The following is a 16,740-nucleotide window of genomic DNA, read 5'->3' on the forward strand; positions in this document are numbered from 1 at the left end:
GCAAACATAAGTCAAGTATTTGTTTTTTAGATAAATTTTTTGGTTAGTTCATTTCACTTCGTGTCACAAACTGTGTATTTTTGTCACTTGCGTCAACGAAACCGGAAGCGCCGTATTCATCTGTATGCAAATTCAGATGTTTATAGCTGAACATATAAAAATCAGCATAGCGTTTCATGATAATCGGATGCATGCCTACATTTAATTCATCCTGCTCCTTGACCAGTTTCATAATATGCCGATCATTCATCACCACCAGATAACGCTCATCATTCAGGTTGATGGTCAGCAAGCCATTACCCTTGGCATAGATTGGAATCAGGAATTTATGGTTCAGTGCAATCGCATCACCGGTATAGCTTTCGATCTTGTTGCTGATGACGTTAAAGACCAGTGCATGTCCATAGGCATCCAGCAATAACTGGCGCTTTTCCTGCGGCAGATTGACGTGAATTCCGAGCTTAAGCAGATCCTGCTGATCGACCTGTTTATTACTCAGCAATTCACGCAAAATCACCTGTTTCTGGGCTGCATCAAAAAATTGAGTATCCAGCAATAGGTCATTATTTTTCAGAATACGTCCTAAAGCAAAACGATGCCTCGGCAGGATATTCTCAATCACCTTGCGATAATAGAACTTGCTGTTTTTTTTGACCCGGCGCATTTTCTGGTAGAAATAACTTTCATCATAATCATGCAATAAAAAGTCATACAGCAGCTCGGAGCTGGCCAGAACAGCGATGGCGTCATGGCCGGTAAATGGCAGATGCAGTACATGATGCTGCGGAAGTACGGCTTCCAGTTTCAGATAATGTGCCCGGTCTTCGGTGCAATACGGGTCATATACCAGAATATATTCCCGTTCCGGACTGACATCTTCTGCCTCAATCCGCATGCCTTCATTCAGCTCGGGCTGGTAAAACATGTTGTAGCGGGCATCTTCGACATCTTCCGGATCAATCGAATATTGCGGCACCATCGCGACCACTCGCTGAACATTCAGCAGATTGGAATATTTAATCGCAGCATAGCCACCCATGGAGCCACCATAGGCAATGCGCTGCTGAAACGGTGCAATCAGCTCGGCAATGGCTTGCAACATGTTCCACATGGAACTTTTTGGAAACCAGGATTTATGTTTGGGCATGATTCCCAAAACATTAAATTCAAATTTCGCTAATGATTTTTCGGCATTGATGCTCAAGCCCTTGGCACGGGTAATCAAATCTCCAAATGAAAAAATCAATTCTGAAGATGACCCCGGCATAAAAATTGCGCGTATATGCTCATCTTCAAAAACAATCTGCTTATCCATAACTTTCCCGTGCTGGTGAATCTAACTTTTCGGCAACAATTCACTCAATGAATAGGGCCGAAAAAGTGAATATGCTATTTTATATCGATGAAAAAGATTAAAAAGCGCAAAATATGACACAATCACTGCATCCTGCAGCTCAACAAGGGTTTAGTACAGCGGCTGAGCTTTATCAGCAGGTACGCCCTGACTATCCGGCAGATCTTAGCCCATGGCTTGCCGAGACACTGTCATTGCCTGTAGATGCAGATCTTGTTGATTTGGGAACAGGAACAGGTAAATTTATTGCCTATTTGCGTCCACTCAGCAGCCACATCACCGCCATTGATCCTGTCCCTGAAATGCTGGCCCAGTTAAAACTGGCACATCCGGATATTCATACCCTTGAAGGGATGAGCCACCAGCTTCCCCTGCCCGATCATAGCGTGAATGCCGTGTTTTGTGCACAGTCATTTCACTGGTTTGCCAATCTGAAAACCTTAAAGGAGCTGGATCGGGTACTTAAACCTCAAGGCTTTCTGGTACTGGTCTGGAACCAGCGTGATATCACAGTCGACTGGGTCAAAGCCCTAGCAGATTGCATTGCACCACTGGAAGGCGATACACCACGCTATCATAGTGGTGTCTGGCGTAAAGTATTTGAAGAACAGAATCTCTTTCAGCCTTATGCTGAAACGCAAATGCAACAGCTACAGCATGGCCCTGTCGAGCAGGTGGTTTCCAAACGCTTATTGTCAACCAGCTTTATTGCGGCACTACCAAAAGAACAGCAACAGCAGCTCAAGCAGCAATTCGAACAAATTATCAAAAACTATACGGACAAGGGTGCAGAAGATATGATTAATTTCCCTTATGTCACCTATGTTTATGTATTCAAGAAAAATAATTAGGAACAGGATTCAATCATGCACACGATTCAATTGATGTCACGAACTGCACTTTTCACTGCCGCCATGTTTTTGATGGCCTGTGACCAGAAAAGTTCACAATCTGTAGAACAGCAGGCAACGGAAGACTCTGCATCAGAGGAAATCATGCAGGAATTGAAAACTGGACCCGTGAAAAACTTCCCTAAAACGGAAGATGATCCCCATGATATTGCTGTCTTGAATGACTATGAAGAACGTTTCCAGGAAATGAGCGCGGATCTGGAAGCTGAGCTCAATGGCATGCGCAATGATGACAATCTGACTCCGGAATTTGTCCAGCAACGTCAACGCGATCATGTCCAGTCTTCGCTAAATATGCTCAAAGATCTGGAGCTTAAAACTGAACAGGGCCGTTATATTCAGGGTTTGATGTATCAATACTGGGAACATCAGGAAAAACTGGTGAATAGTCCGAAATCTCAGGCCACTACTGTGAATGAAGCCAGTGAAAATGTAAAAGGTCTGGGCAAATATCTACATGCCCAAGAGCAACTGGAACGTTGGCGTTCACAATATCCAGAGATGACCACTGCAAATAAAGCCCCAGCACAATAAATAATACATTTCAGGAAGCAGACGCTTCCTGAAATTTTATATGCAGCACCCAGATTTAACTTTTACTTTCTGATGAATGCGTATTATTAAGCTTGAACTAAATAGTGCTGCACCCCTTCTGCGGCTGCACGTCCAGTGGCAAAACAGGCAGTGAGTAAATACCCCCCTGTAGGCGCATCCCAGTCCAGCATCTCACCACATAAGAACACATGTGGATTGGATTTAAGCTGAAGCTGCTCTGACAGAACCTCGCGTTTAACACCACCTGCACAGCTAATCGCTTCCTGTATAGGACGGAAACCTGTTAAAGGAATTTTCAATTGCTTAATCTGCTGTGCTAATTCAGTAGCATTTTGCCAAAGCGGTTTTGGTACCAATTCACGCACTAGAGCAGCTTTTGCACCCTCCAAACCTGCTTTCCGCCAGATATTATTCAAAGACTGCTTTTTACATGGCTGTAATTTTTTAGCCAGCTGCTCAACTGTTTGATCCGGGAAAAGATCCAGATTCAGCTGCATCGGCTGCCCCTGTTTCAGCTGTTGACGCAGCCCCCGGCCTTGTTTATAGATCAGACCACTTTCCAGACCATAGTGACTGATCACAATATCACCCATAGTCTTGTCACCGCCATTAACCCAAGCCTCGACCCGTTTTAGGGGCTGACCGAAGATTGGCTGCATAAACTTGGACCATGAATATTCCACACCCGCATTACTGGCTTGAAAAGGTTCAATCTCGCTGCAATCAAGCCATGCTTGCCATTTCCCATCACTGCCGAGTTTTGACCATGACACTGCACCACAAGCCAAAACAATCGCATCAAAGTTTTCTGTGAATGCGCAATCATTTTTTAAATCATGCATCTGTAGCTGATGATTTTTTAGATCTAGAATTTGATGGCGATAATGAAATTTTACCCCTTGCTCAGTTAAACGTTTTAACCAGGCACGCAATAGTGGAGCGGCTTTCATTTCGGTAGGAAAGACCCGACCTGAAGAACCAATATAAGGTTCAATACCAAGATCTCTCATCCAGTTTTGAATCCATATGGCATCCCAGCGTTTGATCCAAGGTGCTAACCAGTTCACCTGATCATAACGCTGCACAAACTGCTCGACGGGTTCGGCATGAGAAATATTTAGACCGGTTTTGCCAGCCATCAGGAATTTACGGGCAGCCGAAGGTTTTTGTTCAAACACATGCACCTCATAATCAGACTGGCTCAGTACTTCTGCAGCCATCAAGCCTGCCGGGCCAGCACCCACAATTGCAATGCGCTTCGTCATGACTTATTCCGCCGAACTCGCATTCTGCCCTTGTAACGGCTGAAACTCATCAAAACGCGTTGTATAGCCTTCCGGTTTACTAATAATCAATTGCTGGCACAACTCACCACGCTCTAGATATTTAATTTCAAAATGAGTTCTTGCCGAGTCTTGGCCAATGACTTCTTTAACAAAAGGCAGCTTCCACAGGTTTTGAACCTGCTGCTCTGCCTCCTCAATATATTCAGGAATGTTACTCGCTAAAGTGATCGTGCCACCGGTTTTTAAACGCGATAATAAAAACTCAAAAAATGGCATATTCAACCAGCGCTGCGCCGGGTTATGCGGCTCAGGGTTCGGATATAAAATAAAAAACTGTTCGACTTGCGCTGGATAGAGAGCATGCACAATCCAAGGCAAGGCATCGGCATGAACCGTTTGTAAATTCGGCTGTCCTTCCAGCGCATGCTGTTTTTGCATGACCAAAAATTTCTCTCGAGTCCGCTCGATCGCTATCAGCTTGCTGTTCGGATTGGTCTGGGTAAAGAGCAATGCGTGTTTACCTTTGCCCGCACCGATTTCCACACAAACCGGTTCAGAACTGATACTTTGGAAATCACGAGGCGCATGCATACGCTGTGCTTGAAATTGACGAATCGACATAATCAGATCAAACTAATAAAAACTGTATAAGTCTAACAAGTGCAGTTATATTTGCCTAATCGAAGCTTTATTTTTCTAGGGAATGTGCTGATGCCGACCACTTTAAAATGTCCACGCTGTGGCAAACTGACCACTTGGGAAAATAATGAATTTCGTCCTTTCTGCTCGGAACGCTGCAAAATGATTGATCTAGGCGCTTGGGCCAGTGAGGAATACAAACTGCCAACCCAAGATGCTCCAACAACTGAATCTTCTGAAGAAGACTGAACCTTTTAAAATATCCTATCACATTAAGCATATCCTAAATAATCACATGATTTTTATAAAAGGCTTATAGAAAACCAACACAAGTTAACAGCACATATGCCAGTTTAATACTATGTTCTTACGCAGAAATATCACATTATTTTAGAGCAAGAACATGGGCTACATTATTCTAAAGATCATTTTAATTGGGGTAGGAATACTTGCGATATTGTCATTAGGGATAGGCATTTTCCAGCAGGATGGCTTATTTATTGTTGTTGGAATTCTCCTTGCCATTATGACTTGGCTGATCTACGCACAAACCCGTCAGTCTTTAAATAATCCTTTTAGCAAATAAAAAGACCAGCTAGGCTGATCTTTTCAACTACTTTAACCGGCTTTTCCCGCAACGAAAGGATTATGCTGTTTTTCAAAACCAATATTGCTGATCGGACCATGTCCTGAAATAAACCGGGTTTCATCCGGCAGGCTAAAACATTCGCGCTGGATTGAATCGAGTAACTGCTGATGATCGCCACGCGGGAAATCTGTCCGTCCAATTGAGCCTTTAAACAGTACATCCCCTGTCCATAACAAAGCATGATTCTTGTTATAGAACATTACATGACCTGGAGTATGGCCTGGGGCAAAACGTACTTCAAACTCTTCATCACCTAGCTTGAGAACTTCTCCACCTTCCAGCCATTGCGTGACTTCTACTTTTTCCGGAATCGGAAAACCGTAACGGGTAGACACTTCCTGAATCATATCCAGCCAGAATGCATCATCCTTATGCGGACCAATCACCGGCACATCCCAAACTTTTTTTAAAGCACCAACTGCTCCAGCATGATCGAGATGGCCATGAGTCAGCCATAAAGCCTTGACCGTTAAGCCCAGTGCTTCTACTTCCGCTTTTAATTTTTCAGGTTCGCCCCCTGCATCAATCAAAACAGCCTCTTTACTGTCGCTATCCCAAAGAATCGAGCAGTTTTGCTGAAATGCAGTCACAGGAACAATTTTGACTTGTAACATAGGATAAGAAACCTCAAAAGATTAATGGGCAAGCGTCTGGTTCAATGCTTCAAGATTAGCCTGTAACAGTGTATTGAGCAATTGCACATGATCCTCACGATTGTTCAAAGCCGGAATATAACTGTAACTTTTCCCGCCATTGGCCTTGAAGGTCTCCCCATTTTCCATGGCCAGCTCTTCCAGTGTTTCCAAACAGTCGGCCGAGAAAGCAGGACTCATCACCTGAATTGATTTCACGCCCTGTTTGCCCCACTCTTCAATTAAGGCATCCGTATAAGGCTTAACCCACTCCTGTTTACCAAACCGGGACTGGAAACTAATTGCATATTGATCTTCAGATAGACCTAAAGCTTCTGCAACCAGTTTGCCTGTGATCCGGCAACGATCCGCATAAGGATCACCTTTATCGGCATAGGGCTGCGGGATACCATGAAATGACATCAATAGTTTTTCCGGCTGCCCATGAATCGCCTGATAATCCCGAACACTTTGTGCCAGTGACTGAATAAATAAGGGATGCTGATAATAATCGCGGATAATCGACAGACCAGGTAAATTGCGCTGTTTCAGCACCCATTTTGCGACTGCATCATACAGAGGTGCGGTAGAGGTCGCTGAATACTGGGGAAATAACGGAAACAGAATAATATGATCTTGCGGTTGAGCCGAAATCTGATCAAGAACACCCTGAATATTAGGATTGCCATAAGTCATGGCAGGCACCACATTCAGTTCAAATTGCGGATATTGTTCAATGAGTTTGGCCTTTACTTGACTCACCTGCTGCAGCAGAATCTCACGCATCGGTGAATCCTGACCCCAGACCTGTGCATAAGCCTGGGAAACTCGCTTGGGACGGAACGGTAAAATAAATAAACGCAGGATAAGTTGCCAGATCGGCTTGGGAATTTCAATGACACGCTGATCAGATAAAAACTGCTTCAGGAAATCGCGTACTGCCGGCACAGTCGGTGCATCAGGTGTGCCTAAATTTGCCAATATAATCGTAACTTTCGGTTTAGCTGTAGAAAACATGCAGTACGCCCGTCGTGGTATCAACCTGCTTACTTTAACAGCTTTTTACTTATTCTCTATATGGATTAATACACTGACTTATATTGAAAAGTACGATCTTTATCCAGCAAATTACTGTCTAACAGCTTCTGTGCCTTAGGCGTAATCTGCCAAAGCAGACGTTGGCGGTCATCACGGCCTGACGGCACAATCCAGTCATTCTGGCGCATTTGCAATTTCAGGCTATGCAAGGCGCGAATATTGATCTGGGCACGGGCTACAGCATGTGCACGCGGCATTTCCGCTCGTGCATCTTCCAGACCGGTTTCATTCAAATACTCATTCATACGCTTGGAGAAAAATTCCTCCGGCGTTGGATTAATGAAGGTAGAACCGAGAATAGCCAGCAATTGTGCCCAAGTCAGTCTCTTCTGAACTTTCAGCTCTTTAAAGTTACCATCCTGATAGGCATGCATACGGTATTCGAAGGAGAAAACTTCATGCATAGACACTTTCGGCAGGCTCAGGAAAGGATCCACTTCACGTGTCCCCCCATCGCGTTCCAGTTGGGCCACTTTAGCTTTGAGCTGGTCAATCTCGTCATGCAAGGCTTGAGTATTCTGAGGACGTACCCAGCCACTTACCGGATAACGTTCCAGCATTTGCGGCATGTTCAAACGTACCGCCATTTCCAGATCGCGCAAGGTACGATAGCAAAAGACCTGATCAGCTTCCTGCTGCAATAACTGACGAAATTCTTTAAATTTTTCTTGTAATTCAGGTTTGGTATCGTGCAAGGAAGGATCACGTGAAGCCGGATCTTCATGCATAAACACAATAATCGGTTTCTGCTTGGTCACAGCGTAAATGTATTCCAGATGCATATAACCTACACCGGAAACCGACTGCTCGCCATACTGGCTACCCAGCAGAATCACCACATAATCACAATCATCAATCTGGCGACGTGCAAATGCAGTATTTAAAGGAGTGCGTTGTTCCAGCCCCCAGGAAAAGAAACCCATGCCGACCAAAGTTTGTGACAAGATGATCCGCTCTGGCTGCATTTCTGCACCAGAGGTGGAGATAAACACCTGATAACGTTTATCGAGCATTGGTTATCCTCTTTTACTGCACATTGATCTGGCCGGCTAAACCCTGCCCTGACACAATATGACGACCCCAGTATAAAAATATATCTTTCAAAATTATAAGATGAGTGACGGTCGCCTAGCTGACTTCTGTCTCCATATTGCTGACCTGCCATTTAATATCGGCTGGAATCAGATGCCCTAAAATCGGCTGGAGCTGTTCAGCATTTTGACCACTAACCACAAGTCGGATTTTTAGACTGTCCTTGCACTCATGTTCAAATAATAACCCATTTTTGATCAAAATTCGGGCCGTTTGTCTCGCAACCGCGAATCCTGAGTCAATTAATGTCAGCTTTTGACCAAAAATATACTGAATTGACGATTTTAGGAAGGGGTAATGTGTACATCCTAGCACTAAATAATCAGCACCCTGATCAACAACCGGTTGTAAAATCTGAGTTAATGTCGCCAGACACTCAGGACTCATCTGCTGACCGGCTTCTACAAAAGGCACCAGATCCAGACAGGTCACCGGAATTACTTTGACCTGTGCCGGCTCGGCAAAACGGGTCATGACATCCTTAATCAGCTGGCCACGAAAGGTTGCAGGTGTGGCCAGAACGGCCACCGTTTTGGATTGGGTATTGAGGACTGCAGGTTTGAGCGCTGGCACCAGTCCAATGATCGGAAAGTTTTCACCATAATGCTCACGTAAATAATCCAGGCTAAATGCAGAAGCGGTATTACAGGCAACGACTGCAACTTTACAGCCTTCACGATACAGCCATTCAATCGCTCGCGCAGTTAGGTCACGGATTTCCTGATCTTTACGGGGCCCATAAGGTACGTAAGCCGTGTCGGCATAATAAACAAAGCGTTCATTGGGCAAATACCGGGCAATTTCCAAAGCAACCGACAACCCTCCCACACCAGAATCAAAAATCCCGATAGGTGCATCAGCACTGGCTTTAGGCATGGGATCTACTAAGGGATAAATCGGTTGGATAGCGCTCATAACGTTGCTAGTTGCTTGTTTCAAATGACCTTGCGACAAAGCTTAAACCTCAGGTGCTTAAATGCAAGTCTAAATCACCACTTTTCAAGCTTAAAACCGTCTCTCCAGCAGCATTTTCACCAAGCTCGCCCATCTCCACCAGATGTAAAAAAGCAGCCCGCTGAATAAGCGCATTGATTCCAAAACGCACATGCACATAAGGGCGCAATTCATCCTGATACTGACGCATAAAGATAGGATGTTCGCTATCGACAATAATGATGTCCTGAGTCGTGGTGGTCAGTTGCAGGTAAGTCCTGCCTTCAATCTTGACCTGATCGACCTGATTTACAAACAGAGGTTCATCTTCGACCTCGATTTCAATCATTTCAACCGGCGTCTTTAGATAGAATTTTCCTTCTTCTTTCCAGAGTACCGTGGAAAACAGGTCTATCATCGGCTGACGCTTGATCAATTGACCTTCGTGCCACCATTCTCCATTGGCCAAAACCTTGAGATCCATTGCGCCACAATGCTTTGGCTGCCATTGATCCAAAGGCGGGATTGACCTTTTGTGACTGCCCTGTGCATCTTTTAAGTATTGTGCGATATCCATTAAATTTTTATCATCGCTAGAAGCTACTTTTTTCGTCGGATTTTTATCGGGTGCTGACTTATTCATATAAAGAAGACCTTAATGACGGAAAAATAATATGTTTCAGCCAATTGGCTTAACCTGGGTTTAAAACTATACTAGCCCAGATGCTTAAAGACACTACTATTTTTGTGTCTAGGAATTCAGAACACTCATGGCAGCACCCAATCATCCGATTATGGTTGCCACCGAATAGAAATATGAGGAGTCCTACATGGAACACATCGAACGTGAATCGATGGAGTTTGACGTTGTGATCGTAGGTGCGGGTCCTGCCGGCCTGTCTGCTGCAATCAAGATCCGTCAACTTGCAATTGAAAACAATTTAAATGATCTGTCCGTTTGTGTCGTAGAAAAAGGCTCCGAAGTCGGTGCACATATTCTTTCGGGTGCTGTGCTTGAACCACGTGCCATGAACGAACTATTCCCGAACTGGAAAGAAGAAGGTGCGCCTTTAAATGTGCCAGTGACAGAAGACAAAACTTTCTTCCTTCTTTCAGATGAAAAATCACAAGAAGCACCGCACTGGATGGTGCCTAAAACTATGCATAACGATGGTAACTACGTGATCTCACTGGGTAACGTGGTGCGCTGGTTAGGCCAGAAAGCCGAAGAGCTGGAAGTATCGATCTTCCCGGGCTTTGCTGCTTCTGAAATTCTGTATCATGAAGATGGTACGGTGAAAGGTATCCAAACCGGTGACATGGGTATTGGTAAAGATGGCGAACCGACGCATAACTTTGCGCCGGGTTATGAGCTGCATGCCAAATACACCATCTTTGCTGAAGGCTGCCGCGGTCATTTAGGTAAACGCCTGATCCAAAAATTCAATCTGGATAAAGATGCTGATCCGCAGCACTACGGGATCGGCATTAAAGAACTCTGGGAAATCGATCCAGCGAAACACAAACCAGGTCTGGTAATGCACGGTGCCGGCTGGCCTTTATCTGAAACCGGTTCGTCAGGTGGCTGGTGGTTATACCATGCTGAAAATAACCAGGTGACATTAGGCATGATCGTGGATCTTTCTTATGAAAATCCACACATGTATCCATTCATGGAAATGCAGCGCTGGAAAACCCATCCACTGATCAAACAGTATCTGGAAGGCGGTAAACGTATTTCTTATGGTGCGCGTGCCGTAACCAAAGGTGGTTTTAACTCTCTGCCGAAATTCACCTTCCCGGGTGGATCTTTAATTGGTGATGATGCGGGCTTCCTGAACTTTGCCAAGATCAAAGGCTCACACACTGCCATGAAGTCCGGCATGCTCTGCGGTGAAGCGGTATTTGAAGCGATTGCTGCCGGTGTAGAAAAAGGCGGTGATCTGGCGATTGCCCGTGTGACTGAAGGCGAAGACTTCTTTGTTAAAGAACTGACTACTTATACAGACAAGTTCAACAATAGCTGGTTGAAAGAAGAGCTATACAGCGCGCGTAATTTTGGCCCTGCGATGCACAAGTTCGGTCAATGGATGGGTGGTGCATTCAACTTCATCGACCAGAACGTGTTTAAAGTGCCGTTCACGCTCCATGATTTAGTGCCAGACTTTAAAACTCTGAAAACAGTCGATGCAGTGAACTTCAAGCCGAACTATCCAAAACCGGATGGCAAGCTAACCTTTGACCGTCTGTCTTCTGTGTTTGTATCGAACACGGTACATGAAGAAAACCAGCCAGCGCATTTAAAACTGACCGATGCTTCGATTCCGGTAGATGTCAACTTGCCGAAATGGGATGAGCCTGCTCAGCGTTACTGCCCGGCAGGTGTGTATGAAATCATGGAAAATGATGACGGTTCGAAACGCTTCCAGATCAACGCAGCGAACTGTGTACACTGCAAGACCTGTGACATCAAAGATCCATCTCAGAATATCACCTGGGTAACACCGGAAGGTGGCGGTGGTCCGAACTACCCTAATATGTAATGCTTAATTAGCTTGCATAAGCCTCTAAAATAATTAATTATTTTAGAGGCTTTTTTATATTGATAAGATTATGAAATACGCATCATTTAATTTTTTTGTACAAGAAAAAATTAGTATTTAATAGATTTAAATATTTTATCTGCATCATGGCGCTGCCAAATATGGAATAGGCTGTTATGGGTACAATTCATAGCTTTTAATATTTCTTCTTGGGTTTGAATTGAGTTGTAACCATCTAATTTTTTATTAAGAACCTCAAAAAATAATTTATCAGTATTATTTAATTCATTCGGTATATCAATAATGTCTTTTATTGTTTGCACAGTCCAGATTGGTTGAGGGAGTAAATCTTCCCCATAAACCATAATAGATATCCTTACTATGTCTATATAAGGTATTTTTATTATTACATCATCTATATTTACGCCCACAATCTGATCATGCTCTAAGCTAAAATTTTTAATTTTAGTTTTATAATTACTCGTATCTAAATTTTTATTAGCTTCTTTTCTTACTAACCTTTTTAAAAACTTAAACATACAGGCTACCTACTGGAATTAAAATAAAGTCCATTCTGTAAAAGCTTCCAACTCTTCATCATAAGCTTCAACTAATTTATATGCTCCATACCCTCCCGCTAGACCGCCAATTATTACACCTACTGTTGAACATATGGGAGACCCGGGGCCACAAATTCCTCCTGCAATAGCACCACCCACAGCGCCAGCTGCCACTCCTGAGCCTATGGTTGCGGCTTCTTTATAAAATTCCTTTTCTTTATTCTCAGCTGAAAAAATCTCATACCAAGCATAGGAAATTGAAATAACGACAATTACTCTGCCTAGTGGTTTCATATACTTTGCTGCTTTATCAAAAGTTCCATGGGATGCCCCTGATCCTTTAACTACACTATAAAAAACTTTATTTTTATCTGCTGTTGAAAGCGCCTGAAAATATGAATTTCTTGTACCTGTTGATGCTTTTACATAATGATCTAAGGTTTGTCTTGACTGATCTTTCAGTCTTTTCCATTTATCAGGATCTTTTAATTTCAATGCATAATATTCTAAGAATTGATCTAAGCTTTTAGCCGCTATTTTTTCTTTTTGTGATACTGCTAACGCGATTGGAGAATTCTTTTTCCTGGTCTGTTCTAAGATATCATTTCTTAATGTATGAGCCTCTTTCGAAGCATCTTTTACAGTCATTCTTCCATTTTCAACATCCTTTAAGTAATCATGACTCATTTTTTTAATTGCTTTCATATAAGCAATTCTTAAGGAGCTATCATGATCTAAAAAGTTATTACTAAAGTAAAGTGCTGTACCATGTAAGGCTTCAAGTGCTATTTCTAATTCATTTTTAACTTTAACAGGTACTTTATTTGATTCTGCTTGTTTTGTTGTACCTGTAGTTGATTTTAATTTATATATCGATTTATTAAATTCGCCATTTTCTAGTGCGGGAACACGCACTCTGGCAATTTTTGAATTATTTAAAATTAACTCTACAAAGATTAAATCTAATTTATTGCAACTATAGATTTTGGTACAACCATTCGGATCAATTTTTCCTCCATAACTTTTTTGAGTTGTCGTATTTAGTAAGGTATAGCTTAATTTTGATAAAAGGTCTTTATTATCACAGGATACTTTTAAACGAGCCGTATAAGTCATTCTTCTAACTCCGATATCTCTGCATCATATTTATGCACCATAACCGTATATTTTTCTTCCTTATTTTTTGAGGTAATTCTAATAATTCCATCTTTGGGAACCTCTCCTGTTCGTACATTCCCCTTAGAATCAATAAGACTAAAAATTGGAGAGCTTTCTAATAATTTATTGTTTATTTTATGTCGCACATCGAACTCTAAAATATAGGAACTATTATGTGAGGCAGGAAGATAGGGAATATCATGCATTACCTTTTCTCCTGATAAAAATTGATGCTGCCCTGCCTTCATCTCAAACTGACCACCCGTCATCGGCAAAATTCCGGCACTACTGATCTCAACTTGAGAACCGCCCGCAGTTAAAACAATTTCCTTCGCTGCTGTAATTTCGATCTGATCTTCAGTGGAGATAGTTTTGATACCTTTGCGTGCAATAATATCCATCCCATCATTTTGCGCCTGTAGTTCAACTTTGCCTTTTGCGGCATAAGCTCTTAAGCCTTGTTGGGCTGCAAACAGACTGACTTTAGAAGAGGCATGCCCAATAATATTTTTCTGCGAACTTAAATTAATACTGTCCGCTGACTGGTGGCTAATTTGACCCTCCGCAGACAAATGAATATCCTGCTGGGTACTCAGCGCAATGGATTTTGGTGCTGTCAGAATCATAATTGCCTGTTTAAAGGCAGCTGCCTTGTCTTGATCTTGCTGTTCAATTTTCTCAATAAAGCTTTTTAAATTTTCAAAGATTTCAAGCGGATCAGTTTGCTGGTTTTTAGCAACATCACTTAGCGCCTGGCTCATCTGCAAGCCTGATTCAAGCTGGCTTTTCGCTGGTTCAGCATCCATATGTGAACCGTCTGCGGCTTGCTGTTTATGAGCCGAAATCAATAACCCTTTACCTGCACGGACTGCACCCCATTGGTCAGTTCTAAGTTCAAAGCCTTCACCCCGTCCTTCATTTTCAGCCTGTTCTTTTGAATAACTTAAGTTACCCAGATTGAGCTGACTGGCAGCTTGACTACTATGTAACTGTATACTGATCTGGCCAGTCGTATCATCAAAACGTAACTGGTTAAAGCCTTGCCCCTGTACTTCTTGCGAGCGAATACCACTGAGTTTTTTGGTATCTGGTAGTTGTCCTTTTTGATCAAACTTCGTCGGAGAACGTTGGCCTTCATGAATCCGACCTACCACAAAAGGCCGATCAATATTGCCATCAAAAAAGTCGACGACCACAATTTCACCAATGCGTGGCAAGAAACGGACCCCATAACCTATACCTGCCCACGGGGTCAGAACATCTACCCAGGCTGAATCTGTATCACTGTCATTGCTGCCTGCGCCACCATCGTGAGCATGGTCATCCGGACGAGTGAACAGAAAACGGATTTTGATCCGCCCCCATTCATCCACATAAATTTCTTCATCTTCTGGCCCGACTACCTTGGCGCATTGCGGATAGGCCTGTGGCCGCTGCAATAAAGGTTGATACTCAGGAACCAAGTGAATATGGCGACGTTGCAAGACTAGCTGGTTGGCCTGACGCTCACCTGCGTCCTTGGATTCTGTCATCTGCCAACAGCTTTGCTGAATTAAAGCATGAACCTGCTCATTTAAGTCTTTAGGCAAATTATTTTGGTTATAAAATTTCCTAGAGATGATTAAAAATTCTTTATCTACTGCTGGATGCTGGTCAATTTCAGGATGCTGATCCAGCCGAAACCAGTAACCCACTTGGGCATCACGTACTGTGGATGTTGCTAAAAATTGTTTGGCCTGTGCATCATAGAAATGCTGCAAATTTTGGTTTATTTTCTCGATTTGTGCATCCGAGGCTAGAGTTGCCTGATCTGCATGCCTGAGATCAGTGATCCATGCCGGACTGATGTTCCAGCCTTGTTCCAATGCCAGGCTGGCATTATCCTGAACCTGACTCTGCTGGTGCTTGCTTTGTACTAAACCTATGCCTTCTTCCTGATTCAAGCGACCGGCATGCCAGCGCTGGATATGTACAGCGGTCGGCTGCAACTGTCGTTCTGCAATAAAACTGGTCATGCTATCTTCTTGTTCAGTCGCACTGGAACGATGGAAACGGATCGCTCTGTGGCTTAAAGCTTGGTAGTAGCTATTGTCATCAATTAATCTAAGCTTTTGCGCTGCAATCGCTGCAGATGAATGCACAACTATAAGCTCAGACTCATCAATCAGCCAGTTAATCCCCTCACTACGCCATAAACGGGTTAAAAAGTCATAGTCGCTTTCATTCAACTGCATAGTAAAAGGACGCACATCATAAGTTTGCTGCAAACCGGATAAATCCAGCTTAAGTGCAGCCGCAAATAATGGACTCTTACCCTGCCATTCTTTGAATAAGATTTCAGTAATCTCTCGGACACTCTTGTCCATGAACACACGACTATTACGGCGTTTATGCCATAGCGACGTTGCATCTTCCAGGGTGAGTTTATAAAGCACTAATGCACCACTCTGTCCCTGAGTTGCTGCAGTAATAATTCCGGAACTGCGAAATAACTGTCCTTGATCCGTGACCTGATCTATCGCTACTTGAGTTCCAATAAATTCTTTAAGGGGAATCAAGGCATTAGTCGACACACAAATCAGCTCAATCTTTAGTCCCTGATTTAGGACATGTTGGCCATCAATACGTTGCAGAAAAACTTCGGAATTAAGTTTTTGATGGGAAAACTGAACAAGCAAAGCACGCTTCTGTGCGCTAAGACCCAATTGCTCTAATACTTGAGCGATATGATTTTTTATCATTTTTAATTATTATAAATATTTTTGCGGCATTATAGTGAATTATTTATATCCAGCCTAGATTCATTGGTCTGGCCATGGTTCCGATTCATCACTGTAATTCTGGAAGAGGCTTTAATATCAAATTTTTATTTTCTGAAAGTCAGGAACTTCAAGCAGATCAAGTATTCAAAAAAAATAGCTTTCTTTTCATTTTAATCTTTCAACAATATGGGCAAATAAATCACTCATCTGCCCAAAAAATCTCTTAACCGCCTTTTTTCACCAGATAATGGAACTCTTTATTGCCATTTTCATCCAGACGTTCTTCTTGAAGCAGCAGTTCATGGCCGAGATGCATACAGAATTTTGGAATATCCCAAGAGGTCGAATTATCCGTAGCAAAAACTTCAACTACATCACCAGCTTTAGACTTACGGATGGCTTGATGCAACATCATCACTGGCTCAGGGCAGCGTAATCCACGGGTATTCAATTGCAGGCTTGGCGTAATTTCGGCTTCAGACATCGACAGACTCAGGAATTTAAGATTAGCCTATTTTAGCATAAAGCGGCTATCGCATTGCAGCCCGCGCTTTGAACCAATTCACAA

Annotated in this window: 17 protein-coding genes; 5 read left to right on the top strand and 12 right to left on the bottom strand. The window is 43.0% G+C overall.

All coding sequences use genetic code 11. The annotated features are described in order from the left end of the window. Window positions 1-43 precede the first annotated feature (43 nt). A complete protein-coding gene (locus FTU03_RS00310; protein WP_179992853.1) occupies window positions 44-1,315 on the bottom strand; it encodes a hypothetical protein in 1,272 nt (423 codons plus the stop codon). Window positions 1,316-1,428: 113 nt separating this feature from the next. On the opposite strand from FTU03_RS00310, the gene FTU03_RS00315 reads away from it, so the two are divergent. Continuing rightward, complete coding sequence (locus FTU03_RS00315) at window positions 1,429-2,205, top strand: class I SAM-dependent methyltransferase (RefSeq protein WP_179992854.1); 777 nt, start codon at window positions 1,429-1,431, stop codon at window positions 2,203-2,205. 15 nt (window positions 2,206-2,220) lie between these two features. Then, the gene (locus FTU03_RS00320; RefSeq protein WP_179992855.1) at window positions 2,221-2,799 is read left to right on the top strand and encodes a hypothetical protein; all 579 of its coding nucleotides are present in this window, start codon (window positions 2,221-2,223) and stop codon (window positions 2,797-2,799) included. An 86-nt stretch (window positions 2,800-2,885) separates the two neighbouring features. Here the strand turns inward: FTU03_RS00320 and FTU03_RS00325 are convergent, their stop codons facing one another. Then, window positions 2,886-4,085, bottom strand: coding sequence for a TIGR03862 family flavoprotein (locus tag FTU03_RS00325; protein ID WP_179992856.1), 1,200 nt, complete (start codon window positions 4,083-4,085; stop codon window positions 2,886-2,888). Window positions 4,086-4,088: 3 nt separating this feature from the next. Then, window positions 4,089-4,733 carry an SAM-dependent methyltransferase gene (locus FTU03_RS00330; protein WP_179992861.1) on the bottom strand — a complete coding sequence of 215 codons (645 nt, stop codon included), beginning with the start codon at window positions 4,731-4,733 and terminating at the stop codon, window positions 4,089-4,091. An 84-nt stretch (window positions 4,734-4,817) separates the two neighbouring features. Between FTU03_RS00330 and FTU03_RS00335 the strand changes: the two genes are divergently transcribed. Further along, a complete protein-coding gene (locus tag FTU03_RS00335) occupies window positions 4,818-4,994 on the top strand; it encodes a DNA gyrase inhibitor YacG (protein ID WP_179992857.1) in 177 nt (58 codons plus the stop codon). A gap of 154 nt (window positions 4,995-5,148) precedes the next feature. Next, window positions 5,149-5,331, top strand: coding sequence for a hypothetical protein (locus FTU03_RS00340; RefSeq protein ID WP_004781764.1), 183 nt, complete (start codon window positions 5,149-5,151; stop codon window positions 5,329-5,331). A 32-nt stretch (window positions 5,332-5,363) separates the two neighbouring features. On the opposite strand, the gene FTU03_RS00345 is transcribed toward FTU03_RS00340, so the two are convergent. The 5 genes from FTU03_RS00345 to FTU03_RS00365 form a co-directional block, all read right to left on the bottom strand. Beyond that, complete coding sequence (locus tag FTU03_RS00345; protein WP_179992858.1) at window positions 5,364-6,008, bottom strand: MBL fold metallo-hydrolase; 645 nt, start codon at window positions 6,006-6,008, stop codon at window positions 5,364-5,366. A gap of 21 nt (window positions 6,009-6,029) precedes the next feature. Next, a complete protein-coding gene (gene hemH / locus FTU03_RS00350) occupies window positions 6,030-7,043 on the bottom strand; it encodes a ferrochelatase (RefSeq protein ID WP_179992859.1) in 1,014 nt (337 codons plus the stop codon). A 65-nt stretch (window positions 7,044-7,108) separates the two neighbouring features. Continuing rightward, window positions 7,109-8,137: a DUF4062 domain-containing protein gene (locus tag FTU03_RS00355; RefSeq protein WP_034704817.1), complete on the bottom strand. Its 1,029-nt coding sequence runs from the start codon at window positions 8,135-8,137 to the stop codon at window positions 7,109-7,111. A 115-nt stretch (window positions 8,138-8,252) separates the two neighbouring features. Next, window positions 8,253-9,131 (bottom strand): glutamate racemase, encoded by an 879-nt coding sequence (murI, locus tag FTU03_RS00360; RefSeq protein WP_166138033.1) that lies wholly within the window; start codon window positions 9,129-9,131, stop codon window positions 8,253-8,255. Window positions 9,132-9,180: 49 nt separating this feature from the next. Then, on the bottom strand, window positions 9,181-9,792 hold the full coding sequence (locus FTU03_RS00365; protein WP_159123934.1) for a DUF1285 domain-containing protein: 612 nt from the start codon (window positions 9,790-9,792) through the stop codon (window positions 9,181-9,183). Between the two features lie 187 nt (window positions 9,793-9,979). Between FTU03_RS00365 and FTU03_RS00370 the strand changes: the two genes are divergently transcribed. After that, window positions 9,980-11,692: an electron transfer flavoprotein-ubiquinone oxidoreductase gene (locus FTU03_RS00370; RefSeq protein WP_180053325.1), complete on the top strand. Its 1,713-nt coding sequence runs from the start codon at window positions 9,980-9,982 to the stop codon at window positions 11,690-11,692. Window positions 11,693-11,802: 110 nt separating this feature from the next. Here FTU03_RS00370 and FTU03_RS00375 read toward each other — a convergent pair whose 3' ends face one another. From FTU03_RS00375 to tusA, 4 genes are all read right to left on the bottom strand, one after another. Continuing rightward, complete coding sequence (locus tag FTU03_RS00375) at window positions 11,803-12,231, bottom strand: hypothetical protein (RefSeq protein ID WP_166134832.1); 429 nt, start codon at window positions 12,229-12,231, stop codon at window positions 11,803-11,805. Between the two features lie 18 nt (window positions 12,232-12,249). Beyond that, window positions 12,250-13,368 (bottom strand): hypothetical protein, encoded by a 1,119-nt coding sequence (locus FTU03_RS00380; RefSeq protein ID WP_179991989.1) that lies wholly within the window; start codon window positions 13,366-13,368, stop codon window positions 12,250-12,252. Continuing rightward, on the bottom strand, window positions 13,365-16,151 hold the full coding sequence (locus tag FTU03_RS00385; RefSeq protein WP_179991988.1) for a type VI secretion system Vgr family protein: 2,787 nt from the start codon (window positions 16,149-16,151) through the stop codon (window positions 13,365-13,367). The genes FTU03_RS00380 and FTU03_RS00385 overlap by 4 nt, the downstream gene beginning before the upstream one ends. 244 nt (window positions 16,152-16,395) lie before the next feature. Further along, window positions 16,396-16,656, bottom strand: coding sequence for a sulfurtransferase TusA (gene tusA, locus FTU03_RS00390; RefSeq protein ID WP_004781744.1), 261 nt, complete (start codon window positions 16,654-16,656; stop codon window positions 16,396-16,398). Window positions 16,657-16,740 lie beyond the last annotated feature (84 nt).

The sequence above is a fragment of the Acinetobacter sp. YH12046 genome (assembly GCF_013419905.1).
Taxonomy (GTDB): domain Bacteria; phylum Pseudomonadota; class Gammaproteobacteria; order Pseudomonadales; family Moraxellaceae; genus Acinetobacter.